The sequence below is a fragment of the Geothrix paludis genome, from assembly GCF_022808815.1.
In the GTDB taxonomy this organism is placed as follows: Bacteria; Acidobacteriota; Holophagae; order Holophagales; family Holophagaceae; genus Geothrix; species Geothrix paludis.
In genome coordinates, this window is the sequence record NZ_JAKZLC010000005.1 from 216150 (window position 1) to 239500 (window position 23351).

The following is a 23351-nucleotide window of genomic DNA, read 5'->3' on the forward strand; positions in this document are numbered from 1 at the left end:
ATGGGCAGATTCCAGTCTTCCGCCACGCCATGGACACCAGCTGTCCAGTTCACGCCCCTTCGGACTTCCCCACATCCGAAGCCTTGAAGCTCCGGTAGAGCAGCAGGTCGTAGAGGATCTTCAGGCCGCCGGCGATGAGGAAGGGAACCCCGGCCAGGGCGGGGACGGCCAGCAGGTGGCCCGCCAGGACGGGCGAGACGGCGGCGCCGGTGGTGCGGGCGATGCCGGTGACGCCGGCGGCGGCGGAGCGCTCGTCCGGCGCCACCACGGCCATGGTGTAGGCCTGGCGTGTGGGCACGTCCATCTGGGAGATGCTGAAGCGCAGCAGCAGCATGGCCACGGCCAGGGGCAGGTTCGGCATGAGCGGCACGAGGATCAGCAGCACGTTCGAGGGGACGTGGGTGAACACCATGGTGCGGACGAAGCCGATCCTCCCCGCCAGCTTCACGGCGTAGAGGCTGGAGAGGCCCGCCAGGATGTTGGCCGCGAAGAAGATCGATCCCAGGGTCCCCGGCGCCACCCCGAACTTCACGTGGAACCAGTAGGCCATGATGCTCTGGATGACGAAGCCCCCGGCGAACGCGTCCAGCGAGAACAGGGCCGAGAGGCGCAGCACCACGCCCTTGGAGGCATGCAGGCCCCAGCGGCTGGCGTGGGCCGCGGCGGGCGGCGCCTCCACGGCCGCGGACATCCGCGTGAACAGCACGGCGAGGAGCAGCCCCACGGCGGCGTAGGCGAAGACCAACACGCGGTAGCTGGCCACGGGGGTGTGGCCCGCGGCCTGGAGGGCCTGGGCGGACCAGCCCCCGGCCAGGGCCCCGAGGGCGGTGGCGAAGGAGCCTGTGAGGTTGTACCAGGCGAAGACGCCGGTGCGGCGTTCCCCGGGCAGCACCTGGGAGAGGGCGGCCTGCTCGATGGCCAGGAAGGGCCCCACCTCGTTGCCGGAAGGGCTGATGACGCCGAAGGTGGCCGCCAGCACCAGCACCGTGAAATCGCCGCTGAGGGCGAAGGGGATGCCCGCGGCCACCATGAGGGCCGCGCCCACCATCAGCATCTTCTTCCGGCCCAGGCGGTCGGCGTGGAGGGTGATCCAGAGCGAGATGAGCGTGTCGCCCACCAGGGTCAGCGTGAGCAGCAGGCCGATGCGCCCCTCGCTGAAGCCCAGGCCCGCCAGGTAGAGCACCAGCACCACGGACAGGAAGCCGTACGAGAACATCCGCGCCGCGCGGGTGAGGAAGAGGAGGCGGCCGTCGGCGTCCAGGCGGGCATTCGAGGGCATGGGACCTCCCGGAGAGTCCCCACTGTACACTTGCCCGGCCGCCCGTCGGCAGAAGGTCGCCCATGGACATCAAGCTCTCCCCCGACATCGAGAAGCGCCTGCGCGGCCCCATCCAGCGCTTCGTGAACGAGGAATACGGCGTGAGCCTCGGCGACCTGGGAGCGGACACCTTCCTGCGCTTCTGCCTGGTGGAGCTCGGCCCGGCCATCTACAACCAGGCGGTGGCCGATGCCCAGGCCTGCGTGCAGGAGCGCGTGAGCGAGCTGTCGGACATCTGCTTCGCCGACGAGTCCGACTACTGGGACAAGGGCGCGAAGAAGAAGGTGGCGCGCAAGCCCCTGGCGGGAAGGCCCCTCGGGGGAAGGTAGGAGCCGGCCATGCCCCACTGCATCCTCGAAGCCTCGGACAACCTGCTGGACGCACCGGACTGGGCGGGCCTGCTGGAGCGGCTCCATGGAACCCTGACGGCCACGGGCCTCTTCCGGGAGGAGGACCTCAAGAGTCGGGTCATCCTGCACCGGACCTTCCGAGTGGGGGACGGCGCGCCCGACCGCGCCTTCGTCACCCTGGACCTGCAGATCATGGAAGGCCGCGAGGACGCGGTGAAGGCACAGCTCAGCGAAGCTCTGATGGCCCTCCTGGCCAATGCCTTCCCCCGCACCTCGGCGGCCATGCGCCTGAACCTCACCGTGCAGGTCAGCGAGCTGCACCGCGCCAGCTACCGCCGGCAGACCAGCGAACCCTAGGAGCCCCTGTGGCCGAACCCATCACGCCCCGCCAGAAGATGCTGCTGCAGCTGGTGGCCCAGCACCCCGACGTGGCCCGGGACCACCTGCTGAAGGCCGGGGCGGCGGAGGCCGACCTGGCCTACCTGGAGCGCCAGGACCTCATCCGCGAGCGTCCGGTCGGGCACTACCGCGTGTCCCACCTGGGGCAGCAGGTGCTCAAGCGGATGTAGGCCTGGCGGCCTTCTGCGGGAATGCCCGACCCCGGACGGGCCCTCCCGATGGACGCCGGCTGGCCGGGGCGTGAGAATACCCCTCCACTCCCGGAGCCCCCATGTCCCTGCCCAGCACGCCGCTCACCCGGGCCGAAGCCACCCGCTACGAAGAGACCAGCCGTCACGCGGACGTGATGGCCTTCATCGCGGGCCTCCAGGCCAAGGGCGACAAGCGCCTGCACGTCACCAGCTTCGGCACGAGCCCCCAGGGCCGTGAGCTGCCCCTGCTGGTGCTCTCGGCCCACGGCGCGACGACGCCCGAGCAGGCCCGCAGCCTGGGCCTTCCCGTGGTGCTGGTCATCAGCGGCATCCACGCCGGGGAGGTGGAGGGCAAGGAGGGCTGCCTCATGCTGGTGCGCGACCTGCTGGACGGCAAGCCGGGCCTGGACGCGGGCCAGCTCCTGGAGAGCCTCACGCTGGTGGTGGTGCCGCTCTTCAACCCCGATGGCAACGACGCCATCGACCCCGGCAACCGGAAGCTGCACCTGCCCAAGCTCACGGGCCAGCTCGGGCCCGACAGCGGCGTGGGCACCCGCGTGAACGCCGCCAAGATCAACCTGAACCGCGACTACCTGAAATACGAGGGCGCGGAGATGCGCCTGCTGCAGACCCGCGTGTGCCAGCCCTGGGCCGCGGACCTCACCATCGACAACCATGCGACGAACGGCTCGGTCCACCGCTTCTCCATGACCTACGACATCCCCCACACCGTGGAGAGCGGCAGAGGCGAGCCCATCGAGTACATGCGGAACCGCCTACTGCCCCCCGTCACGGCGGCCCTGAAGGCCAACCACGGCCTGGACGCGGGCTGGTACGGCAACTTCGTGGAGGACGAGCGCGCCCTGGACGCGGACCGCGACGCCGAGCCAGGCGCCCCCGTGCGCGAGGGCTGGATGACCTACCCGCACCACCCGCGCTTCGGCAGCAACTACCGGGGCCTCACCAGCCGCATGGACCTGCTGCTGGAGTGCTACAGCTACATCCCCTTCTCCGAGCGCGTCCGCACGGCCTACGCCTTCATGCTGGAGACCTTCAAGTACGTGGCGGCCCACCGGGACGAGGTGGTGCAGACCGTGGCGGAGAGCCGCGCGCCCCGGAACCGCATCGCCGTGCGCTACGACCTGAAGACCTTCCAGCAGCCCGTGGAGATCCTCACGCGCACCCCCCGCACCCTGGAGGGCGCGCCCAGCGCTGTGACGATCCCCCACCTGGGCCGCTTCGTGGGTAGCCTGGTGGTGGACCGCCCGGCGGCCTACCTGGTGCCCCCGCCCGTGGCCGCCCACCTGCGCCTGCACGGGCTCGCGCTCCAGGAGGCCCTGGGCACCTTCGATGTGGAAGTCCCCGTGGTGGAGGCCCTGGAGACCGAAGGCGGGCGGGCTATCCTGGAGGCCGCCGCCGTGGGCGAGCTGTCCGTGTCCTGGCGGCGCGGCCCGCGGAAGGCCCCGGTCGGCTGGTCCCTGGTGCCCACGGACCAGCCCCTGGGCGCCATCGCCGCCTACCTCTGCGAGGCCGAGAGCGATGACGGCGCCGTGGAGAACGGCCTCCTGCCCGCGCCCACCCCCGGCGACGAGCTGGCCCTCTGGCGCGTGCCCGATCTGGGCTGAACGCCTCCCTCCTCCCTTCCGGGAAGGCGAATGAATGGCTCCGGCTTAAGCCGGCCGGAGAATCCATGTGTTTATTTGCATCAAATAAATGGCTTAACAATTAATCTCAAAAAAGTTTCAAAGCCTGTCGATTCCGCCGCCTCCCGTTCGTCGCATGAGTAGAATCCGGGATCTGCCGCCATCCGTGCGGAAGCCACCCCGCGGTTCCCACCTGAAGCGCGTCCAGCGGAGGCCCCATGACCACCAGTACCCCACCCGTCCCCACCCCGGCCCCCACCCTGGCCCGATGGCTCTGGACGGGCCGCATTCTCAGCGCCTTGCCTGTCCTGCTCCTGGCCTTCGACGGCGTCGCCAAAATGATGCGGCTCCCGCCGGTCCTCGAGGGCTGCGCCAAGCTCGGCTACTCGGAAAACGTCGCGGGTCCCCTCGGCATCACCCTGCTCGCCTGCGTCGTCCTCTACGCCGTCCCCAGGACGTCCGTGCTCGGAGCCATCCTGCTCACGGGCTACCTGGGCGGCGCGGTGGCCACCCATGTGCGGGTCGGCGATCCCCTGTTCTCCCACATCCTCTTCCCGACCTATGTGGCCGCGCTGGTGTGGGGAGGGCTGTACCTGCGCGAGGCGCGGCTCGGGGCGCTCCTCCCGCTCCGGAAGTAGCTCCGCGCCAGGCACCCCGCGCGAGGCATCCCGCCCCCGAATCCCACCCCGAATCCGGGAGACCCACCATGCGATTTCTCTGCCTCTACAAACCCAGGCGACCGGAAGGCACCCCACCCAGCGACCAGGAAATGGCCGGGATGGGCGCCTTGATCAAGGACATGCAGGCCTCAGGCGTCCTGCTCGCCACCGAAGGCTGCATGCCGAGCGCCCTGGGCGTGCGCGTCCGCCTCTCGAACGGAGCGTTCTCCGTCACCGACGGCCCCTTCACGGAGTCCAAGGAGCTGGTGGGGGGCTTCGCGCTGATCCAAGTGAAAACCAAAGAAGAGGCGATCGAACATACCAAGCGATTCCTGCGGACGGCGGGCGACGGTGAGAGCGAGATCCGCCAGGTCTGGGAACCCTGATTCCCGTCCATGCCCCAGACGATCGACTTCCCCAACCTCAACCTTTCCAAGGAGGAATGAACATGCGCGTCATGGTCATGATCAAGGCGACCCAGCACACGGAGGCGGGCGTCCTCCCCGACGAGAAGCTGCTGGCCGACATGGGCCGCTACAACGACGAGCTGGTGAAGGCAGGCGTGATGCTGGCGGGGGAAGGGCTCCACCCCAGCTCGAAGGGCGTGCGGGTGCGGTTCTCCGGCGCGGCGCGGACCGTGATCGACGGGCCCTTCACGGAGACGAAGGAGCTGATCGCCGGCTTCTGGCTCTGGCAGGTCCGGTCGATGGCGGAGGCCGTGGAATGGATCAAGCGCTGCCCGAATCCCACGGGGGAGACGGCCGAGATCGAGCTCCGCCAGGTCTTCGAAGCCGAGGACTTCGGTCCCGAGTTCACGCCCGAGCTGCGGGAGCAGGAGGAACGCCTGCGCGCCCAGATCGCCGGGAAAGCCTAGTCGCACCAGCCCCACCTCCGCCACGCCACCAGGGAGAGCCTCCGATGCCAAAGATGATCTTCGTGAACCTGCCCGTCGCCGACCTCAAGACGTCGATGGCGTTCTACACCGCCCTCGGCTTCACCAACAATCCCGCGTTCTCGGACGAGACGGCGGCCTGCATGGTCTGGAGCGAGGCCATCTACGTGATGCTCCTGACCCATGCCAAGTGGCGCACGTTCACCACCCGGGCCATTCCTCCAGCCACCTCCAGCGAAGTGATGCTCTCCCTCTCCTGCGAGAGCCGGGAGGCCGTGAATGCCATGAACGCCGCCGCGGCCGCGCATGGTGGAAAGGCCGACATCAACCCCATTCAGGACCTCGGCTTCATGTACGGCCGCGATTTCGCCGACCCGGACGGGCACGCCTGGGGGCCGGTGTGGATGGATCCGTCGGCGATCCCCCATGACCAGCAGGCCGGTTGAAGGGGCTCCCATGAGAAAGCTCAAGATCATCGAACACATCTCGCTGGACGGCGTGATCCAGCATTCCGCCGATGACGACGGTTTCCGCCACAGCGACTGGACCGTGCCGTACCGGTCACCCGCGGGCCGAGATGCCATGCTGGCGGCGTATGGCGGGAGCTTCGATCTGTTGCTTGGCCGCCGCACCTACGACCTCTGGTCGCGCTACTGGCCGAAGGCGCCGAGCAGCCCCATGGCCGACGGCCTCAATGCGGCCACCAAATATGTGGCGACCCACCGTCCGAAGAGCCTTGAATGGGGCCCGTTCGAGGGCCTTGGGCCGGACGTCGTGGAGGGCATTCGCCGCATCAAGGCCCAGGACGGCCCGGACCTCATCCTCTCGGGCAGCTCCACGCTGACCTCGGCGCTGCTTGAACATGGGCTTGCGGATGAAGTCCTGCTGGCCGTCTATCCGGTCCTGCTGGGCACGGGAAAGCGCTTCTTCGCGGCGGGAACCCCACCCCGTTCATTCGAGCTCGCCAGCACGAAGGCCTTCCAGTCCGGCATCATCTTCAACACGTACAAGACCGCTGGACCCTTGAAGACCTAACCCCCGATCGTCACGATCCAAAGAGGCTGCCACATGAGCAAGAACACGATCTGCATATGGTTCGAGCGCGACGCCGAAGAGGCCGCCCGCTTCTACACAGAGACCTTCCCGCAGAGCCGTCTCGGAGCCATCCACAAGGCCCCGTCTGACTATCCGGATGGAAAAGCCGGCGACACCCTGGTCGTGGAATTCGTCGTCGCCGGCATCCCGTGCATCGGATTGAACGGCGGGCCCCAGTTCAAGCACAGCGAGGCCTTTTCCTTCCAGATCGCCACGGAAGACCAGGCGGAGACGGATCGGTACTGGAACGCGATCGTCGGGAACGGCGGCCAGGAAAGTCAATGTGGCTGGTGCAAGGACAAGTGGGGCATCAGCTGGCAGATCACGCCTCGCATCCTGACCGACGCGATGGCCAAGGGCGGCCCAGCCGCGAAGCGTGCCTTCGAAGCCATGATGCCCATGACGAAAATCGACATCGCTGCCATTGAAGCGGCCCTCCGGGGTTGATTCCCACCCCTCGGAAAGGTTGAGGCGCCCCGGGAGGTTGCGGCCCGCCGAGGAAGCTGGTCTGATTCCCGTGTGATGACATCCGACGTCCATCGAGCCATCGACGCCGTCTGGCGGATGGAATCCGCGCGGCTCATCGGGGGGCTCCTGCGGATGGTGCGCGACCTGGACCTGGCGGAGGAGCTCGCCCAGGACGCCCTCGTCGCCGCCCTCGAGCAGTGGCCCGGGACGGGGGTCCCGGAGAATCCCGGGGCCTGGCTCATGGCCACGGCCAAGCGTCGGGCCATCGACCGGCTGCGGCGGATCAAACTGATGGAGCGGAAGCACGAGGCCCTGGGCCGGGAGCTCGAGGCCCAGCAGGAGACGGCCATGGAGGCCTTCGACGCCGAGCTGGACGATCCCATCGGGGACGACCTGCTGCGGCTCATGTTCATCGCCTGCCATCCGCGCCTCTCGCCCGAGGCCAGGACCGCGCTCACCCTGCGGCTGCTGGGGGGCCTGACCACCGGGGAGATCGCCCGCGCCTTCCTTGTGCCGGAGCCCACCGTCGCGCAGCGCATCGTCCGGGCCAAGCGGACCCTGGCCGAGGCGCGGGTTCCCTTCGAAGGGCCCCGCGGGGCCGAGCTCCGCGACCGCCTGGACTCGGTGTTGGAGGTGATCTACCTCATCTTCAACGAAGGCTATTCCGCCACCGCCGGCGAGGATTGGGTCCGCCCCGGGCTCTGCGAGGAAGCCCTGCGGCTCGGCCGCATCCTGGCCGGGCTGGCCCCGCAGGAGCCGGAGGTCCACGGCCTGGTCGCCCTCCTGGAGATCCAGGCCTCCCGGCTGCGGGCGCGGGTGGGGCCCGAGGGCGAACCCATCCTCCTGCTCGACCAGGACCGCGGGCGATGGGATCAGCTCCTCATCCGGCGCGGCCTGGAAGCCCTGGAGCGGGCCCTGGCCCAGGCCGTGAAGTTGGGCGAGCCCCCGGGGCCCTTCACGCTGCAGGCGGCTATCGCCGGCTGCCACGCGCGCGCCCGCACGGCCGCCGACACGGACTGGGCGCGCATCGCCGCCCTCTATGGCGAGCTCGCCCATGTCACCCCCTCTCCCGTGGTGGAACTCAACCGCGCCGTGGCCCTCGGCATGGCCTTCGGCCCCGCCGTCGGGCTCGAGGCCGTGGAGGCGCTGGCCGCCGAGCCTTCGCTCAAGGGCTACCACCTGCTCCCGAGCGTCCGCGGAGATCTGCTCGCCAAGCTCGGCCGCGCGGAGGAGGCGAAGGCGGCCTTCGAGCAAGCCGCCGCGCTCACCCGCAACGCCCGGGAACGCGGCTTCCTGCTCGAGCGGGCGGCGGCCTGCGGCGACGCGTGACCCCCCGGCCCGGATTCCGGACCCAACCAACCAGGAGCCTCCGATGCCCTACATGCTGCTGATCATGGAACCCCGAGGACAACGCGCCGCCCGCGGCGAAGAGGCGGGCCGCGCCGTCTACGACCGGATGCTGCGGTTTGCCGAGGATCTCCAGGGCCGGGGCCTGCTCAAGCTCACCAGTTCGCTCCACTCCGATCACGATGGGGTTCGCGTGGAGGTGCGGAACGGGAGGCCCTCCCTGCTCGACGGCCCCTTTGCCGAGTCCAAGGAGATGGTCGGCGGCTTCTTCTACCTCACCTGCCAGACCCGGGAGGAGGCGGTGGCCATCGCCCTGGCCTGCCCCGCCGCCGAGTGGGCCACCGTCGAGGTGCGCGAGACCGGGCCCTGCTACGAAGGCCCCTGACGGCCGCGGTCCCCGGTCCTTCGCCGGCCCGGACCCGCGGTTCGCCGGTTCGCTCCCCGGCAGGGGGGAACTCTCCCTAGATTGGAGACACCCCGGGAGATCCCATGCCCCTGCAGTCCCCTCCCCACCCTGGTTTCTTCGAGGTCCTGGCCACGCGCCGGGCCTACACGACCCTGCTCTACCTGCTGCTCACCCTCGTCACGGGCATCTTCGCCTTCACCTACGCGGTGACGGGGCTGTCCCTGAGCCTGGGGCTGGCCATTCTGATCATCGGCATCCCGGTGGCGTTGGCCTTCCTGGCGGGCGCCCGCCTGCTCTCCGTGGCGGAGCTGCGCCTGCTGGGGGCGCTCGTGGGCGAGGGAACCCCCGAGGCCCCGGACCTGCTGCCGGCGGGCGAAGGGTGGCTGGCCCGCACGAAAGCCCTGGTGGGCGACCCCCGCACCTGGACCAGCCTGCTCTACTTCGTGCTGCTCCTGCCCCTGGGCACCGCCTACTTCACGCTGCTGGTCAGCCTCCTGACCACGAGCCTGGCCCTCCTGGCCATACCGGTGCTGCATCTGCTGCATGTGGGCGGCAGCTTCACCGGCGATGTGGGCGGGGTGGTCTGGATCTCCGCCCACCCGGGCCTGGCGGTGGTCCTCTGCGGCTTGGCGGGGCTGGCCCTCCTACCCCTCACCCTCCACCTGGCCCTGCTCCTGGGCCGCTTCCAGATCTGGCTGGCCCGCCACCTGCTGGTCAAGCCCTGAAGGAGATCCCATGGCCACGCGCACCGAGGAATTCAAGCTCGAGGGCGGCAAGATCCTCGACAAGATCAAGGAGCTCATCCACCAGGGCAACATCCGGCGGATCACCCTGAAGAACGAGGAGGGGAAGACCCTCATCGAGATCCCGCTCACGGTGGGTGTGGTGGGCGCGGCCCTGCTGCCGGTGTTCGCCGCCGTGGGCGCCCTGGCCGCGGTGGTCACCCGCATGGTGATCGTGATCGAGAAGACCGGGGACGATTGACGCTTAGGCCGCCCGCCGGACCGCCACCAGGGTGAGGTCGTCGCCGTGGGGGGCACCGGCCAGGTAGCGGTCCAGGTCCGCCCGGCAGGCCGTCAGCAGGTCGGGGAGGGGGAGGCCGGCGCTTCGGCGCAGGGAGGCGGCCGCCCGCCCGATGCCGAACTCGCGCTCGCCGCGGGCGGCCTCGGTCCACCCGTCCGTGTAGAGCAGCAGGGTCTGGCCCGGGCCCAGCGCCAGCTCCCGCTCGGTGTAGACGGAATCGCCGAACAGCCCCAGCGGCAGGCCGCCCCCTTCGAGGGGCCGCACGCCGCGGCCGTCCGCCAGCAGCGGCCGGGGATGCCCCGCGTTGGCGATGAAGAAGCGCCCGTCCGATTCCAACCTCAGGGCGGCCAGGGTCGCGTAGCTGACCGAGGAGGTGGCCTCAGCGAAGAGCTCGTTGGCCCGCTTGAACAGGTCCGGAAGCGGCTGGCCCGTGGGCACCAGGGCCCGGAACAGGGCGTGCAGGTGGGACTGGAGCAGGGCCGCCGCCACGCCCTTCCCCGACACGTCCCCCAGCACCAGGTGGAGGGAGGATCCGGGCGCGGAGGGCGGAATGAGGTCCACGTGATCGCCGGAGACCACGCCGCGAGGCTCCCAGTGGTAGGCCACCTCCCACCCGGCCTGGACCAGGTGCGTGGGCGGCAGGAGGGTGCGCTGCACCTTCCCGGCAGCCTGGAGGTCCCGCTCCAGGCCCCGGCGCTCGGCTTCCGACAGGCATTCCAGGCAGACCGTGACCAGGGGATCCTCGGCCAGGCGCTCCGAGCCCATGGGGTCGTGGCAGACCGCGCAGAAGCCCCAGGTCCCCACCTCGAGGGAGCCGATGGCCGCGTCCACCCGCCGCATCAGGTCCACCCACCGGTGCTCGTTCCGGGAGGCGGTCAGGCGGGCCAGGTGGTCCCGCCGGGCGGTGAGCCGCTCGAGGGTCCGGGCTTCGAGGGGCGTCATGGCAGCTTCCCCAGGGCGGCCTCGGACAGCTTGCGGAGGAGGCCGATCTGGCCCGCATGATAGGCGTTGTGCTGCAGGGTGCCCAGGAGGAGCCCCCGGAGCGTGGTGTCGGAGCCCGGCCTGGCCTCGTCCAGGCGGGCCTCCTCCAGCGCGCGCACCGCGTCCCGCAGGCCGCAGTGCGCCGCCTCCAGGGCCTGGCAGAGGGCCTGCCAGGCGGCGTCGGACCCGGGGGCCGCGGCTTCCCAGTCCCCGCCGGCCTCCGGGGAGGTGCGGGCCTCGCCGAGGATCTGGCGCCGGGCGTCCTCCATCCAGTAGGCCAGGTGTCCCGCGAGCTCGGCGATGGAATGGCCCGAGGGCCCCGGCCGCCAGCGCGCGCGGGCTGCATCGACGCCCGCCAGCAGCTCCATCACCGCGGGGCCGTGCCAGGCACCGCCCCGGAAGGCGCGCTCCAGCTGGTCCGCCAGGCGTGTGGGGGCCGTGTCGCAGGGTTCGGACATGACTAACCTCCTTGATGCTTGATGTGGGTTAATATGGACCGATCTTTTAACCTGTCAAGCGTCCAAGACAGGTTAGTCTTCTCCCATGGAACCTTCCCCCAATCTGGCCCCCAACCTGGCCCCCGAGCCGGCCCCGTCCGCCCCCTTCGAACTCTCCGGAGGCGACCTCAGCCTGGATTTCGCGAACACCTGGGGGGACCGGGGCCGTCCCGAGACCGACGACCTGGGATCCTACCCGCGGCTCCTGGCCTTCGCCCGGCAGACGGACCTGGTGGCCGCCGATGTGGCGGAAGCTCTGGCCGCCCAGGCCCAGGCGGACCCGGCCGCCGCCGAGGCCGCCCTCCAGGCCGCCCGGGCCCTCCGGGAGGCCCTGTACGGCCTCTTCTCGGCCCGGGCCCATGGGCGGGCGGTGCCCCCCGGGGACCTGGCCACCCTGAACCGGGCCCTCCGGGAAGCCCTGCCCCACCTCTGCCTCGCCTGCGAGGCGGCCTCCCCCGCCTGGCGCTGGGGGGAGATGGAACGGCAGCTCACGGCCCCCCTCTGGCCCATCGCCCGGGCCGCGGCGGACCTGCTGACCGCGGAGAAGCCGGTCCCAGTCCGGGAGTGCGGTGGCTCCCAGTGCACCTGGCTGTTCCTGGACCTCAGCCGCGGCCGCTCCCGGCGTTGGTGCTCGATGACCAGCTGCGGCAACCGGGAGAAGGCCCGCCGCCACTACCATCGCGTCCGGAAGCAGAAAGCGGGGCCCGGGGGCGCCCCAGATTGATGACACCTCAATCTTCTTGATTTCCGGAAGGGGCGATGGAAGGATGGGCCGCCTTCCCCTTTTCCATCAGGAGACAACCATGAAAAAGACCCTCGCGCCCGCCTTGCTCCTCGGCGCCCTGCTCCTCGGCGCCCCCCTCGCGGCACAGTCCTTCGAGGTGGGTCTCTTCGTCGGGCAGCAGCAGTACCCCTCGCCCCACATGGACGTAGCGCCCGGCACCACGCTGAAGGTGGAGGCGGACAACAAGACCGTCGTCGGCGCCCGCTTCGGCTACTCGGTGGTGGACTTCGGCCCCGTCCTGCTCCAGCTCACCGCCGGCTACCAGCCGGAATCCAAGTCGACCCTCAAGGCCAGCCTCGGCGGCGCGCCCATGGCCGAGAGCGAGCTGAAGCAGAGCCACTGGTCCGCCGGGGCCATGTTCAACTTCAAGGCCGTCATCGCCGTGGGCGCGGGCCTGGAGTTCCGCTCCGAATCCCTGAAGGAGACCACCGGGGACAGCACCACCTACAACCGCGTGTGGGCCCGCGTGAACGCCGGGTACGCCTTCCCCAGCCCCCTGGTGAAGCCCTTCATCGGTGTCGAGGCGGCCTTCCCCCTCAGCTCCAAGAGCAACGACTTCGCCTCCGCGGCGGACCTGCTGAAGAGCCTCGCCCCCAAGAGCCAGATCGGCATCTACGCCGGCATCCGGTTCTGACCGCGTCCGAGTCGCCTGGGCCCGGCGGCGCTCCCGCCGGGCCTGTTTCGCGATGCTGGGGCCGGGAGACACCCCGGCTATGCTGGGGCCCGGAGACACCCCAGCCATGCGCATCCTCGCCCTCGACCACCTGGTCCTCCGCGTCACCGACCTGGAGGCCATGACCGACTTCTACACGCGGGTGCTCGGCCTGGCGCTCGACCGGCAGGTGCCCCACCTGGGCCTCGTCCACCTCCGGGCGGGACGCTCCATGCTCGACCTGATCTCCGTGGGTGGGAAACTGGGCGCGTCCGGAGGCGCGGCGCCGGGCGCGGAAGGGCGCAACCAGGACCACTTCTGCCTGCGCATCGAGCCCTTCGACGAGGCCGCCCTGCGGGCCCGCTTCGCCGCCCTTGGCATCGAGCTGAGCGAGGCGCATGACAACTACGGGGCCGAGGGCACCGGCCCGTCCGTCTACCTCCGGGACCCGGAGGGCAACGTGATCGAGCTGAAGGGGCCCTCGGCGGACTGAGCGCGGGCGGGGTTCAGGCGCCCTTGTAGAGCGACTCGATGAGGGTGGCGTACATCTCGTTCACCACCCGGCGCTTCACCTTGAGGCTGGGAGTGAGCTGGCCGCTCTCCAGGCTCAGCTCGTGGTCGAGGATGGCCACCTTCTTGACCTGCTCGAAGTTGGAGAGGTGCTGGTTGACGGTCTCCACCCGCTCCATCATCAGCTCGTGCACCTCGGGGCGGGCCACCAGATCGCGGTTGTTGGAGAAGTGGATCTTCTTCTGGTGGGCCCAGCGATGCAGGCTGTCGAAGTTGGGGATGAGCAGGGCGGAGATGTAGTTCCGCTTGTCGCCCAGCAGCACGGCCTGGGTGATGAACTTGTCCGTCTTGAGCAGCTCCTCGATGGGCTGGGGCGCCACCTTCTTGCCGCCGCTGGTGACGATGATCTCCTTCTTGCGGTCCGTGATCTTGAGGAGGCCACGGGCGCTCAGCTCGCCGATGTCGCCGGTGCGGAAGTAGCCGTCCGCATCGAAGGCCTCCGCCGTGCCCTCGGGGTTCTTCCAGTAGCCCTTCATCACGTTCGGGCCCTTGACGAGGATCTCGCCGTCCTCCGCGATCTTCACGTAGGGCTTGCCGTCCCACGCGTCGTAGATGGGGCGCCCCACCTTGCCGGGCACAACCTCACCGAAGCGGTTGAAGGAGACCACGGGGCTCGTCTCCGTGAGGCCGTAGCCCTCGGTGATGGGCAGGCCCACGGCCCAGAAGAAGGCCATGACCTTGGGCGCCAGGGGCGCGCCGCCGCTGATGGCGAAGCGGATGTTCCCGCCGGTGCGGGCCAGGATCTTGTGGAAGACCAGGTGGCGGCTCCACCAGAGCTGGAACTGGATCCAGATCGGGATGTTCTGCTTCTCGTACAGGTAGGGCACGGACATGTCGCCGGCCCACATGGCCCAGTGGAAGATGAAGCGCTTCACGAGGCTGCTGGAGGCCACGTTCTCCCGCACCCGGGCGTAGATCTTCTCGTAGATGCGGGGCACGCTGATGATGATGGTGGGCTTGGTGGCCTGGAGGTCGTCGGCCACGGTGGCGATGCTCTCCGCGTAGTAGATGCTGGCGCCGATGCGGAAGGTGGAGTAGTGCCCCGCCATCCGCTCCAGGATGTGGGAGAGGGGCAGGAAGGAGAGGCAGCGGTCCCCCTTCTTGAGCTGCAGCAGCTGGAGCGTGCGCTCCACGTTGGACACCAGGTTCCCGTGGGTGAGCATGGCGCCCTTGGGATCGCCCGTGGTGCCGGACGTGTAGATGAGGGTCAGCAGGTCCTCCGCCTTCCGCGCCTTGGCCCAGGCCCGCACCTCGGCACGGCGGGCCTCCAGACCCTCGCCCTCGGCCATGAGGGTGGAGAAGGGGATCACGCTTGAATCGGCGGGGATGCCGTCCATCTGCACCACCCACTGCAGGGCGGAGCCGGGCCCCTGCGCGGTCAGGGCCTTCCGAGCCTGATCCGCCGTGGAGCAGAAGACGATGCGCGCTTCGGAGTGCTTGAGGATGAAGGCGCTCTGGGGTGCGTTCAAGGTGGGGTAGACCGGCACGGTGGGCAGACCGGAGATGGCGCAGGCGTAGTCCACCACCGCCCACTCGGGCCGGTTCTCGCAGATCAGGGCCACGGGCTCGCCCGCCTTGAGGCCGCGGGCCTCCAGGGCCAGGGCCAGGCGCTCCACCCGGGCCTGCAGGTCCTGGTGGGAGATCGGCACGTAGCCGCCGCCCTTCCGGTAGGCCAGGGCATCCGGCGACTGGAAGGCACAGGCCTGGTAGAACAGATCGGCGATGGTTTGGACCATGGTCTTGCTCCGGAAGAAGATCGTCAGGGCGCGGGCCGCACCACCACCGATTCGGTGGGGCCGAGGCCCCAGCTCTTGAGCAGGGGCTCAGGCACCGAGATCACGCCGTCGGCCAGGCCGGGCACGAAGCGCGCCGCCTCGTGCGCCACGCCGCCCCGCCACTGGATCCGCACCTGGGTGATGAAGCCGTGGCTGTAGGGCTGGAGGCCCCGCCAGCGGGATTCGTGGATGACGCCCAGCGCCACGTGGTCGCCCTTCTTGAACAGCCCTGTCTTCATCGTCTCCACGGCCAGCGGAACGGCAGGCTCGAAGACCTGGAGGCGCTCGGCCCCCAGCAGGGCGAAGGCCGCCTCCAGCACCGCCGTCTCGTTCAACTGGGTTGAGGCCATCACCTGGTGGAAGTCCTGGTAGCCGTCGAAGTGCGCGATGGCCTTGAGGGCCTCGGGGGTGAGCTTCAGGCCCGCGGTGAGGGCCGGCTCCGGCAGGAAGGTCCAGGGCACCGCGTCCAGGGACGGGAAGTAGGCCCCCAGGCGGCGGCGGGTGTCCAGGGTGCGGGCCGATTCCATGAGCAGGTCCGGCACGCTCCGCCGGATGCTCCCCACGGGCTTGACCGGCACCGCCTGGAACTCGAACTCGCCCCGCTCCCAGGCCAGCAGCTCGAAGGCGGCGGATTCGCCGGTGGAGCGCGAGGTTTCCGCGTGGACCACCGCGCCGCCGCTCACGTACATCACGCCCTGGAAGCGGCCGTTCTGCATCAGCAGCTGGCCGGTCTTCTTGTTCAGATGGAGCAGCTGCACCACGTCCGTGATGCTGATGCTCTCGAGGAGGCCCCGGAGGTTGCTCATGCGCGCTCCGGGGGCGGGAAGGCGCGGATTCCCGCGGCCCCGGCGGAAGGGGTGCTGCGGGGGAAGGGGTGGAGCGATGAGTAGGGCATGGCCAGGGACTTACCAATCAAGGAGGATCGACGGGTTGAGTGGTCCATCATTGGAAGGCCCAGCGTGGACCAGGTCAAGATGCGGAAAATCGGCCCATGCAAGAGCCAGCGCCCGTGGCATGCGCCCAGGGAAAACCCGGCCTGGGCCAATGGCCTGTAGCGACACGAGGCATTCATGCCGGCATCGCGGATCTCCCGGGCACCGTACACTGGCATCACCCACCGGAGCCTCCATGCCGTACCCCCACCTGCTGGCCCCCCTCGACCTGGGCTTCACGACGCTGCGCAACCGCGTGCTGATGGGCTCCATGCACACCAACCTGGAGGAGGCCAAGGGCGGCTTCGCCAAGCTGGCGGCCTTCTACGCCGAGCGGGCCCGGGGCGGCGTGGGCCTCATCGTCACGGGCGGCATCGCGCCCAACCTGCGCGGCCGGCTCTCACCCTTCGGCTCCCAGCTCTCCTGGCCCTGGCAGGTGGGGAAGCACCGCAAAGTCACCCAAGCCGTCCATGAGGCCGGCGGCAAGATCGCCCTCCAGATCCTCCACGGCGGGCGCTACAGCTACCATCCCCTGAGCGTGGCGCCCTCGGCCCTCAAGAGCCCCATCACGCCCTTCAAGCCCCGGTCCCTCTCCCCGCGCGGCATCCGGGCCACCATCCGCAACTATGCCCGCTGCGCCGCCCTGGCGAAGAAGGCCGGCTACGACGGCGTGGAGATCATGGGCAGCGAGGGCTACCTCATCAACGAGTTCATCGCCGCCCGCACCAACCGACGCACGGACGCATGGGGCGGCAGCTACGAGAACCGCATGCGCTTCCCGGTGGAGGTGGTGAAGGCCGTGCGCGCCGCCGTGGGCCCCGACTTCATCGTGATCTTCCGCCTCTCCATGCTGGACCTGGTCCCCGACGGCAGCACCTGGGAGGAAGTGGTCCAACTCGCCAAGGCCATCGAGGCCGCCGGCGCCACGATCCTCAACACGGGCATCGGCTGGCACGAGGCCCGGGTGCCCACCATCGGCCCCATGGTGCCCCGCGGCGCCTACGCCTGGGTAACGAAGAAGCTCAAGGGCGAGGTGGGCATCCCCCTCGTCACCACGAACCGCATCAACACGCCGGAGGTGGCCGAGGAGGTGCTGGCGGAGGGCTGCGCGGACATGGTGAGCATGGCCCGTCCCCTGCTGGCGGACGCCGAATTCGTGAAGAAGGCCGCCGAGGACCGCGCCCTGGACATCGCCACCTGCATCGCCTGCAACCAGGCCTGCCTGGATCATGTCTTCGAGCAGAAGCGCGCCACCTGCCTGGTGAACCCCCGGGCCTGCTACGAGACCGAGCTGGTCTTCGAGCCCACCATCGCCCCCCGGCACATCGCTGTGGTGGGCGGCGGAGCGGCGGGCATGAGCTTCGCGTGCCACGCCGCCGAGCGCGGGCATGTGGTCACCCTCTTCGAGGCCCAGAAGGAACTGGGCGGCCAGGTCAACTACGCCAAGCGCGTGCCGGGAAAGGAGGAGTTCTACGAGATGCTCCGCTACTTCGGCCGCCGCCTGGCCACCGCGGGCGTCACCCTGCGCCTGGGCGAGCGGGCCACCGTGGATCAGCTGGCGGACTTCGAGGAGGTCGTCCTAGCCACCGGCGTCCTGCCCCGCACCCCGGATTTCCCCGGCGTGGACCATCCCAAGGTCATCAGCTACCCGGACCTGCTCTCGGGCCGGAAGGTGGCCGGACAGACCGTCGCCATCATCGGCGCCGGGGGCATCGGCTTCGACGTGGCGGAGTTCCTGGTGCACACCGACCACGGGCCGGACCGCGCCCGCTACCTCGTGGAATGGGGCGTGGACGGCGCGCACGCCCACCGGGGCGGCCTGCTGCCCGCACCCCAGCCGCCTGCGCCGGCCCGCACCGTGTACCTGCTCCAGCGCAAGACCGACCGCATGGGGTCCACCCTGGGCAAGACCACCGGCTGGGCCCACCGGGCCGGCCTCAAGGCCATGAAGGTGAAGATGATGGGCGGCATCCACTACGAGCGCATCGACGACGAGGGCCTCTGGATCCGCGATGGCAAGGACGCGGGCTCCAGGTGCCTGGCGGTGGACAGCGTGATCCTTTGCGCCGGTCAGGTCTCCGAGCGCAGCCTCGCCACGCCCCTCACGGAGCGGGGCGTGTCCGTGCACCTCATCGGCGGCGCCGACCTCGCCGCCGAGCTGGACGCCCAACGCGCCATCCGCCAGGGCGCCGAGCTGGCCGCGAAGATCTAATAATCATTCACCGCAGAGAACGCGGAGAGCGCAGAGGAAAAGATCTCCTGCTTATCGGCGAGCCTCAGCCTGGAAGTCTGAAACCGCAGATGGGCGCAGAAAAGGCATCCATAAGCGGATGTCCGCGGTGGGTCGAGTCTTTTCTGCGCCCTCCGTGTGCGCCCAACGGGCGCTTCTGTGCCTTCCGTGTCCCTGCTTTTCCGGCCGAGGCTCGCCGATAAGCAGGAAAGATCTTCTTCGCGGGTCTCATGGTCCGGCATCCTGGAATCGGTTTCCTTTCTCTGCGCTCTCCGCGTCCTCTGCGGTTGGCGGTTCTTCTCTGGGTGATCCGTGATTCCCACCGTTTCCGCCTCCGCCGCGCGGCACCTGTTCCTGGGCGCCCAGGGCCTGCTGGACGACCCGGCTCGCCGGGCGACGGTGCCATCGCTCCAGGCGCTCATCGAGAAGCTGGGCTTCGTGCAAATGGACACCATCAACGTGGTGGCCCGGGCCCACGACCTCACGCTCTTCAGCCGCCTGGACGGCTACCGGCCCGAGCAGCTGCGGAAGCTGCTGGAGGACCGGCGCAGCCTCTTCGAGGGGTTCACCCACGACGCCTCCGCCATTCCCACGGCCTGGTTCGGGCACTGGAAGCCGCGCTTCGCACGGGACCGGGAGCGCATCCACGCTCACGCCTGGTGGCAGAACCACTTCCGCGGGACGGATGGCGCCCGGGTGGTGGGGGATGTGAAGGCCCGCATCGAGCGCGAGGGCCCGCTGAAATCCTCGGACTTCGAGCACCCGGAGAAGCGTGGCCCATGGTGGGGCTGGAAGCCGCAGAAGGCCGCCCTGGATTTCCTCTGGCGCAGCGGTGAGCTGATGATCCCGCGGCGCGAGGGCTTCCAGAAGCTGTACGACCTGACCGAGCGGGTGCTGCCGGACCATCACGCCCTGCCCTGCCCGGACCCCGAGGCGCACGTGGAGTGGGCCTGTGCCAGCGCCGCCGAGCGGCTCGTGATCTTCACGCCGAAGGAACTGGCGGAGTTCTGGGCCTCCATCGAGGCTGCCGAGGCCAAGGCCTGGTGCGACCGCGCGGCGAAGGCCGGCCGCATTCTCCCCTTGGCCGTGGAGGGCGCCGACGGCGAAGCCCGCCCCGCCTTCGCACTGACGGACTGGGAGAAGCGCCTGGCGAAGCTGCCCGAGCCCCCGGAGCGCACGCGGCTGCTCTGCCCCTTCGACCCCATCCTCCGCGACCGGACGCGCGCCCTGCGCCGCTTCGGCTTCGACTACCGCTTCGAGGCCTTCGTGCCCGAGCCCAAGCGCCAGTACGGCTACTTCGTGCTGCCCATCCTCGAGGGCGAGCGCTTCGTGGGCCGCCTCGATCCCAAGCTGCACCGCGACCGCGGCCTGCTGGAGGTCCGGGGGCTCTGGTGGGAATCCGGAATCAAGGCCACGAAAGCCCGGAAGCGCGGCCTGGACGATGCCCTGGAACGCCTGGCCACCTTCGTGGGCGCCGAGGAGATCCTGCTCCCATGACCGCCCACCCCGACTACTGGAATGCCTTCTACGACGATGATGCCCGGCCCGGCTGGGACATGGCGCGACCCACGCCCGTGCTGGCGGAGGCCCTGACGCACGCCTCCGCCGCGGGACTGGCGCCGGGCGCCTCCGTCGTCGTGCCGGGCTGCGGCTTCGGCCACGATGCCGCCGGACTGGAGGCCGAGGGCTTCCTGGTCACGGGCCTGGACTTCGCGCCCCGGGCCCTCCAGGGTGCCCGGGCGCGCTACGGCGACCGGATCATCTGGTCGTCGGCGGACTGGTTCTCTCCCGCGCTCGGACCCTGGGACGCCATCTTCGATCACACCTGCTTCGTGGCCATGGACCCGGAGCGGCGCCGGGACTACGTGGAGGCCTGCGCGCGCCACCTGAGGCCCGGCGGCCTGTGGATGGCCGTGGTCTTCGATGAAGTCCAGGGACGTCCCGGCCCGCCCCATGCCATCCCGCTGGAGACTTGCCGCGAGCTCGCCCTCCCGCGCTTCGAAATCCTCCACCTCGCGCGAGCGTCCGCCAGCCATCCCCGCCGGGCGGGGCGCGAGCTGCTGATGGTGGCCAGGCGCCGGCAGGATTGACCGGTGCCCCTCCGGGAATCCTTGGCCTAGAATGGTCCAAACCCCCGGAGCGCCCCATGCGAATGAAGCCCTTGGCTTTCCTTCTCTCGCTATCCACGCTGGGCCTGCTGGCCCAGGACGTGGTGCGTCTGGGCAACCTGAAGTTCGCCCACTACGGCGCCGTGTCCTACATGAAGGAGATCGCGCCGAAGTACAACCTGAAGATCGATGAGCGGATGTTCGCCAAGGGCATCGACATCAACCCGGCCATCGTGGCCGGGGAGATCGACGCCAGCGCCGCGGCCCTGGACGCCGCCATCGCGGGCCGGGCCCAGGGCGTGCCCATCTGCGTGGTGGCCGGCTTCGCCAAGGGCGGCGCCCGCATCGTGGTGAACGCCGCCACGGGCATCAAATCGCTGAAGGATCTCAAGGGCAGGAAAGTGGGCGTGGCCCGGGGCGGAGCCCAAGAATTACTGCTGCTGGCGGAGCTGGCGGAGGCCGGCCTGACCTGGTCGGACAAGCCCGGCAAGGATGTGCTGGTGCTCTACATGCCCTTCGCGGACCTGAACCAGGCCCTCATGGCCAAGAACATCGACGCCATGTGCCAGAGCGAGCCCTACAGCTCCCAGGCCATCAACCGGAAGTTCGGCGTGGAGCTCCTGAAGCCCTACGACACGCCCCTCGGCGAGCCCATCCGCGCCCTGGTCATCACGGAAAAGCTCTACAAGGAGCGCCGCGACGTGGCCCGCCGCTTCCTGCTCTGCTTCGTGGAAGCCACCAAGAAGTTCATCGACGATCCCAAGCTGGCCGAGAAATACGTCCGCGAGAACATGTTCAAGAGCCAGATCAGCGCCGAGGACTACCAGGACGCCATCGGCAACTCCCCCTTCAGCTATGACATCACCACGGAGCATGTGCAGATCACCACGGACCTGATGGCCAAGTACGGCGTGGGCAAGATGGCCGCACCGCCCAAGGCGTCCGATTGGGTGAAGCTCGACCTCCTGGCCGAGGCCAAGAAACAGCTGAAGATCGACCAGCCGGCGGCGGCTCCCAAGAAGGCGGCCCCCGCCAAGAAGGTGAAGAAGGGATGAAGCGCTACAGGCACGCCGCCTCCGGCATCCTCGTCCCGCTGGCGGCCCTGGCCCTCTGGCAGCTGCTGTCCGCCAAGGGCTGGGTGAACGCCACCATCCTGCCGTCTCCCATGCAGGTGCTCACCAAGTGGTGGGCCTACCTGCGGCCCCTGGAGGCCTTCGATCCGGCCCAGGGCTCGTACCTCAAGTGGTGCTTCTCCGGCGAGCTGCCGCAGGACGCCATGGGGAGCCTCTACCGCGTGCTCGTGGGCTTCCTCATCGGCACGGGCCTGGCCCTGCCCCTGGGCCTGGGCATGGGGTACAGCAAGGTGGTCTACGCCCTCTTCAACCCGCTCATCCAGGTGCTGCGGCCCATCCCGCCCATCGCCTACATCCCGCTGTCCATCCTGTGGTTCGGCCTGGGTAACCCGCCGGCCATCTTCCTCATCAGCATCGGGGCCTTCTTCCCCGTCCTGATGAACACCGTCACTGGCGTGCAGAACGTGGACAGCATCTACCTTCGCGTGGGCCGCAACCTGGGGGCCTCGGGGTTCACCCAGTTCACGCGCATCATCCTGCCGGCCGCCACGCCCTACATCTTCACCGGCGCGCGCATCGGCATGGGCACGGCCTTCATCGTGGTGATCGTCTCCGAGATGATCGCCGTGAACAACGGCCTGGGCTACCGCATCCTGGAGGCCCGCGAATACCTCTGGTCCGACAAGATCATCGCCGGCATGTTCACCATCGGCCTGCTGGGCCTGGGCATCGACACGGTCATGAGCCGCCTCAGCTCGCGCATGCTGCGCTGGCACCGCGGCCTGGAGCAGGGATGAGCGCCATGGACAGCCACATCTCCGTCCAGGGCGTCCACAAGGTCTTCCAGAGCGGAGGCCAGGACGTGTACGCCCTCAAGGCCATCGACCTGGAGATCGCCCGCGGCGAGTTCGTCTGCCTGCTGGGGCCCTCGGGCTGCGGAAAATCCACGCTGCTCAACGCCGTCGCGGGCTTCAGCCTGCCCAGTTCCGGGCACATCCAGGTCGACGGGGCGCCCATCACCGCCCCCGGCCCCGACCGCGGCATGGTGTTCCAGGAGTACGCCCTGTTCCCCTGGATGACCGTGGAGCAGAACATCGCCTTCGGCCTCCAGATCAAGGGGCAGCCGAAGGCCGCCATCCAGTCCAAGGTGGACAACCTGCTGGAGCTCCTGCACCTCCAGGATTTCCGGAAGCGCTACCCCAAGGACCTGAGCGGCGGCATGCGGCAGCGCGTGGCCATCGCCCGGGTGCTGGCGCTGGACTCGCCCATCATGCTCATGGACGAACCCTTCGGCGCCCTGGACGCCCTCACGCGGCGCAACCTGCAGGACGAGCTGCTGCGTCTGTGGACCGAGCTGAAGAAGACCATCCTCTTCGTCACCCACAGCATCGAGGAGGCCCTCTACCTGGCGGACCGCACCGTGGTGATGACCTACCGCCCCGGCACCATCAAGCGCGACCTGCGCGTGGACCTGCCGCGCCCCCGCGACGTGGCCAGCCCCGCCTTCAACGCCCTGAAGAAGGAGCTGAGCCTGCTCCTCATGGAAGAGCAGAACCGGCACGAGCAGGACGAGTTCCGCGGCGCGGCGGTGGACTGAGGGCCGGTCACTCCCCGGGGTTGATCACCTTGATGGGGGGCTTGGCTTCCTCCGAAGCCGGAGGCTGGGGAAGGGCCTCCCCGCCCCGGCCCCGGGTGGCCAGGGCCACGGCCAGGGTCCAAAGGGGGGCCAGGTTCAGCCAGGGCACGGCCTCGGTGACGAAGGAGGGTAGGAAGGCCCAGTGGAAGCCCACCAGGATCCACATCACGACCATGGTGACGAGATCCAGGCCCGCCCCCAGGAACCAGCCCATGGGCCCGCTGAAGTCCGCTGGGACCTGGATGGCGTCCACCGCGAGGGCGATGGCCCAGGCCACGCGGATGCGGGTCTTGCTGAGGGGAGGGATCATGGAGGAAGTCTA

The 23351-nt window shown here is 69.4% G+C and carries 29 protein-coding genes; 23 read left to right on the forward strand and 6 right to left on the reverse strand.

The annotated features are described in order from the left end of the window. Positions 1–49: 49 nt before the first annotated feature. Positions 50–1279, reverse strand: coding sequence for an MFS transporter (locus MLE64_RS15860; protein ID WP_279343107.1), 1230 nt, complete (start codon positions 1277–1279; stop codon positions 50–52). A gap of 62 nt (positions 1280–1341) precedes the next feature. On the opposite strand from MLE64_RS15860, the gene MLE64_RS13625 reads away from it, so the two are divergent. From MLE64_RS13625 to MLE64_RS13690, 14 genes are all read left to right on the forward strand, one after another. After that, the gene (locus tag MLE64_RS13625) at positions 1342–1647 is read left to right on the forward strand and encodes a DUF2164 domain-containing protein (RefSeq protein ID WP_243318442.1); all 306 of its coding nucleotides are present in this window, start codon (positions 1342–1344) and stop codon (positions 1645–1647) included. Between the two features lie 9 nt (positions 1648–1656). Continuing rightward, positions 1657–2025 (forward strand): 5-carboxymethyl-2-hydroxymuconate Delta-isomerase, encoded by a 369-nt coding sequence (locus MLE64_RS13630; protein WP_243318444.1) that lies wholly within the window; start codon positions 1657–1659, stop codon positions 2023–2025. An 8-nt stretch (positions 2026–2033) separates the two neighbouring features. Next, complete coding sequence (locus MLE64_RS13635; protein WP_243318445.1) at positions 2034–2237, forward strand: hypothetical protein; 204 nt, start codon at positions 2034–2036, stop codon at positions 2235–2237. Positions 2238–2338: 101 nt separating this feature from the next. After that, on the forward strand, positions 2339–3883 hold the full coding sequence (locus tag MLE64_RS13640) for a M14 family metallopeptidase (RefSeq protein WP_243318448.1): 1545 nt from the start codon (positions 2339–2341) through the stop codon (positions 3881–3883). A 236-nt stretch (positions 3884–4119) separates the two neighbouring features. Further along, entirely contained in the window at positions 4120–4539 is a 420-nt protein-coding gene (locus tag MLE64_RS13645) for a DoxX family protein (RefSeq protein ID WP_243318450.1), read from the forward strand. Positions 4540–4607: 68 nt separating this feature from the next. After that, the gene (locus MLE64_RS13650) at positions 4608–4946 is read left to right on the forward strand and encodes a YciI family protein (protein ID WP_243318452.1); all 339 of its coding nucleotides are present in this window, start codon (positions 4608–4610) and stop codon (positions 4944–4946) included. A 62-nt stretch (positions 4947–5008) separates the two neighbouring features. Continuing rightward, positions 5009–5434, forward strand: a complete 426-nt coding sequence (locus tag MLE64_RS13655; protein WP_243318453.1) for a YciI family protein — start codon at positions 5009–5011, stop codon at positions 5432–5434. Between the two features lie 44 nt (positions 5435–5478). After that, on the forward strand, positions 5479–5898 hold the full coding sequence (locus MLE64_RS13660) for a VOC family protein (RefSeq protein ID WP_243318455.1): 420 nt from the start codon (positions 5479–5481) through the stop codon (positions 5896–5898). 10 nt (positions 5899–5908) lie between these two features. Beyond that, positions 5909–6487: a dihydrofolate reductase family protein gene (locus tag MLE64_RS13665; protein ID WP_243318458.1), complete on the forward strand. Its 579-nt coding sequence runs from the start codon at positions 5909–5911 to the stop codon at positions 6485–6487. A 33-nt stretch (positions 6488–6520) separates the two neighbouring features. Continuing rightward, positions 6521–6994 carry a VOC family protein gene (locus tag MLE64_RS13670; RefSeq protein WP_243318460.1) on the forward strand — a complete coding sequence of 158 codons (474 nt, stop codon included), beginning with the start codon at positions 6521–6523 and terminating at the stop codon, positions 6992–6994. 75 nt (positions 6995–7069) lie between these two features. Continuing rightward, positions 7070–8344, forward strand: a complete 1275-nt coding sequence (locus MLE64_RS13675; protein WP_243318462.1) for an RNA polymerase sigma factor — start codon at positions 7070–7072, stop codon at positions 8342–8344. A gap of 43 nt (positions 8345–8387) precedes the next feature. Then, positions 8388–8747: a YciI family protein gene (locus MLE64_RS13680; RefSeq protein WP_243318464.1), complete on the forward strand. Its 360-nt coding sequence runs from the start codon at positions 8388–8390 to the stop codon at positions 8745–8747. 104 nt (positions 8748–8851) lie between these two features. After that, positions 8852–9493 carry a sensor domain-containing protein gene (locus MLE64_RS13685; RefSeq protein WP_243318466.1) on the forward strand — a complete coding sequence of 214 codons (642 nt, stop codon included), beginning with the start codon at positions 8852–8854 and terminating at the stop codon, positions 9491–9493. A gap of 10 nt (positions 9494–9503) precedes the next feature. Further along, positions 9504–9752, forward strand: a complete 249-nt coding sequence (locus MLE64_RS13690; RefSeq protein WP_243294522.1) for a DUF4342 domain-containing protein — start codon at positions 9504–9506, stop codon at positions 9750–9752. Positions 9753–9755: 3 nt separating this feature from the next. Here MLE64_RS13690 and MLE64_RS13695 read toward each other — a convergent pair whose 3' ends face one another. Together MLE64_RS13695 and MLE64_RS13700 are read right to left on the reverse strand one after the other, a co-directional pair. Then, entirely contained in the window at positions 9756–10733 is a 978-nt protein-coding gene (locus MLE64_RS13695; RefSeq protein WP_243318467.1) for a SpoIIE family protein phosphatase, read from the reverse strand. Beyond that, positions 10730–11230, reverse strand: a complete 501-nt coding sequence (locus MLE64_RS13700; RefSeq protein WP_243318469.1) for a DinB family protein — start codon at positions 11228–11230, stop codon at positions 10730–10732. The genes MLE64_RS13695 and MLE64_RS13700 overlap by 4 nt, the downstream gene beginning before the upstream one ends. 85 nt (positions 11231–11315) lie before the next feature. Between MLE64_RS13700 and MLE64_RS13705 the strand changes: the two genes are divergently transcribed. The 3 genes from MLE64_RS13705 to MLE64_RS13715 all read left to right on the forward strand — a co-directional run bounded on the left by MLE64_RS13705 (position 11316) and on the right by MLE64_RS13715 (position 13198). Beyond that, a complete protein-coding gene (locus MLE64_RS13705) occupies positions 11316–11993 on the forward strand; it encodes a CGNR zinc finger domain-containing protein (RefSeq protein WP_243318471.1) in 678 nt (225 codons plus the stop codon). Positions 11994–12072: 79 nt separating this feature from the next. Then, on the forward strand, positions 12073–12687 hold the full coding sequence (locus tag MLE64_RS13710) for a hypothetical protein (RefSeq protein ID WP_243318472.1): 615 nt from the start codon (positions 12073–12075) through the stop codon (positions 12685–12687). A gap of 106 nt (positions 12688–12793) precedes the next feature. After that, positions 12794–13198, forward strand: a complete 405-nt coding sequence (locus MLE64_RS13715) for a VOC family protein (RefSeq protein ID WP_243318474.1) — start codon at positions 12794–12796, stop codon at positions 13196–13198. A 13-nt stretch (positions 13199–13211) separates the two neighbouring features. Here the strand turns inward: MLE64_RS13715 and MLE64_RS13720 are convergent, their stop codons facing one another. Continuing rightward, positions 13212–15011: an AMP-dependent synthetase/ligase gene (locus MLE64_RS13720; protein WP_243318476.1), complete on the reverse strand. Its 1800-nt coding sequence runs from the start codon at positions 15009–15011 to the stop codon at positions 13212–13214. A gap of 23 nt (positions 15012–15034) precedes the next feature. Continuing rightward, positions 15035–15856: a DUF4388 domain-containing protein gene (locus MLE64_RS13725; protein ID WP_243294515.1), complete on the reverse strand. Its 822-nt coding sequence runs from the start codon at positions 15854–15856 to the stop codon at positions 15035–15037. Positions 15857–16178: 322 nt separating this feature from the next. Between MLE64_RS13725 and MLE64_RS13730 the strand changes: the two genes are divergently transcribed. From MLE64_RS13730 to MLE64_RS13755, 6 genes are all read left to right on the forward strand, one after another. Continuing rightward, positions 16179–18194 (forward strand): NADPH-dependent 2,4-dienoyl-CoA reductase, encoded by a 2016-nt coding sequence (locus tag MLE64_RS13730; RefSeq protein WP_243318478.1) that lies wholly within the window; start codon positions 16179–16181, stop codon positions 18192–18194. 330 nt (positions 18195–18524) lie between these two features. Then, positions 18525–19709 carry a winged helix-turn-helix domain-containing protein gene (locus tag MLE64_RS13735; protein WP_243318480.1) on the forward strand — a complete coding sequence of 395 codons (1185 nt, stop codon included), beginning with the start codon at positions 18525–18527 and terminating at the stop codon, positions 19707–19709. Further along, positions 19706–20302 carry a methyltransferase domain-containing protein gene (locus MLE64_RS13740; protein ID WP_243318482.1) on the forward strand — a complete coding sequence of 199 codons (597 nt, stop codon included), beginning with the start codon at positions 19706–19708 and terminating at the stop codon, positions 20300–20302. Before MLE64_RS13735 ends, MLE64_RS13740 begins: the two co-directional genes overlap by 4 nt. A gap of 62 nt (positions 20303–20364) precedes the next feature. Beyond that, a complete protein-coding gene (locus tag MLE64_RS13745; protein WP_423748260.1) occupies positions 20365–21375 on the forward strand; it encodes an ABC transporter substrate-binding protein in 1011 nt (336 codons plus the stop codon). Then, complete coding sequence (locus MLE64_RS13750; protein WP_243294510.1) at positions 21372–22190, forward strand: ABC transporter permease; 819 nt, start codon at positions 21372–21374, stop codon at positions 22188–22190. The genes MLE64_RS13745 and MLE64_RS13750 overlap by 4 nt, the downstream gene beginning before the upstream one ends. Further along, entirely contained in the window at positions 22187–22990 is an 804-nt protein-coding gene (locus tag MLE64_RS13755) for an ABC transporter ATP-binding protein (protein WP_243318487.1), read from the forward strand. Before MLE64_RS13750 ends, MLE64_RS13755 begins: the two co-directional genes overlap by 4 nt. A gap of 7 nt (positions 22991–22997) precedes the next feature. On the opposite strand, the gene MLE64_RS13760 is transcribed toward MLE64_RS13755, so the two are convergent. After that, positions 22998–23339, reverse strand: a complete 342-nt coding sequence (locus MLE64_RS13760; protein WP_243318489.1) for a hypothetical protein — start codon at positions 23337–23339, stop codon at positions 22998–23000. Positions 23340–23351 lie beyond the last annotated feature (12 nt).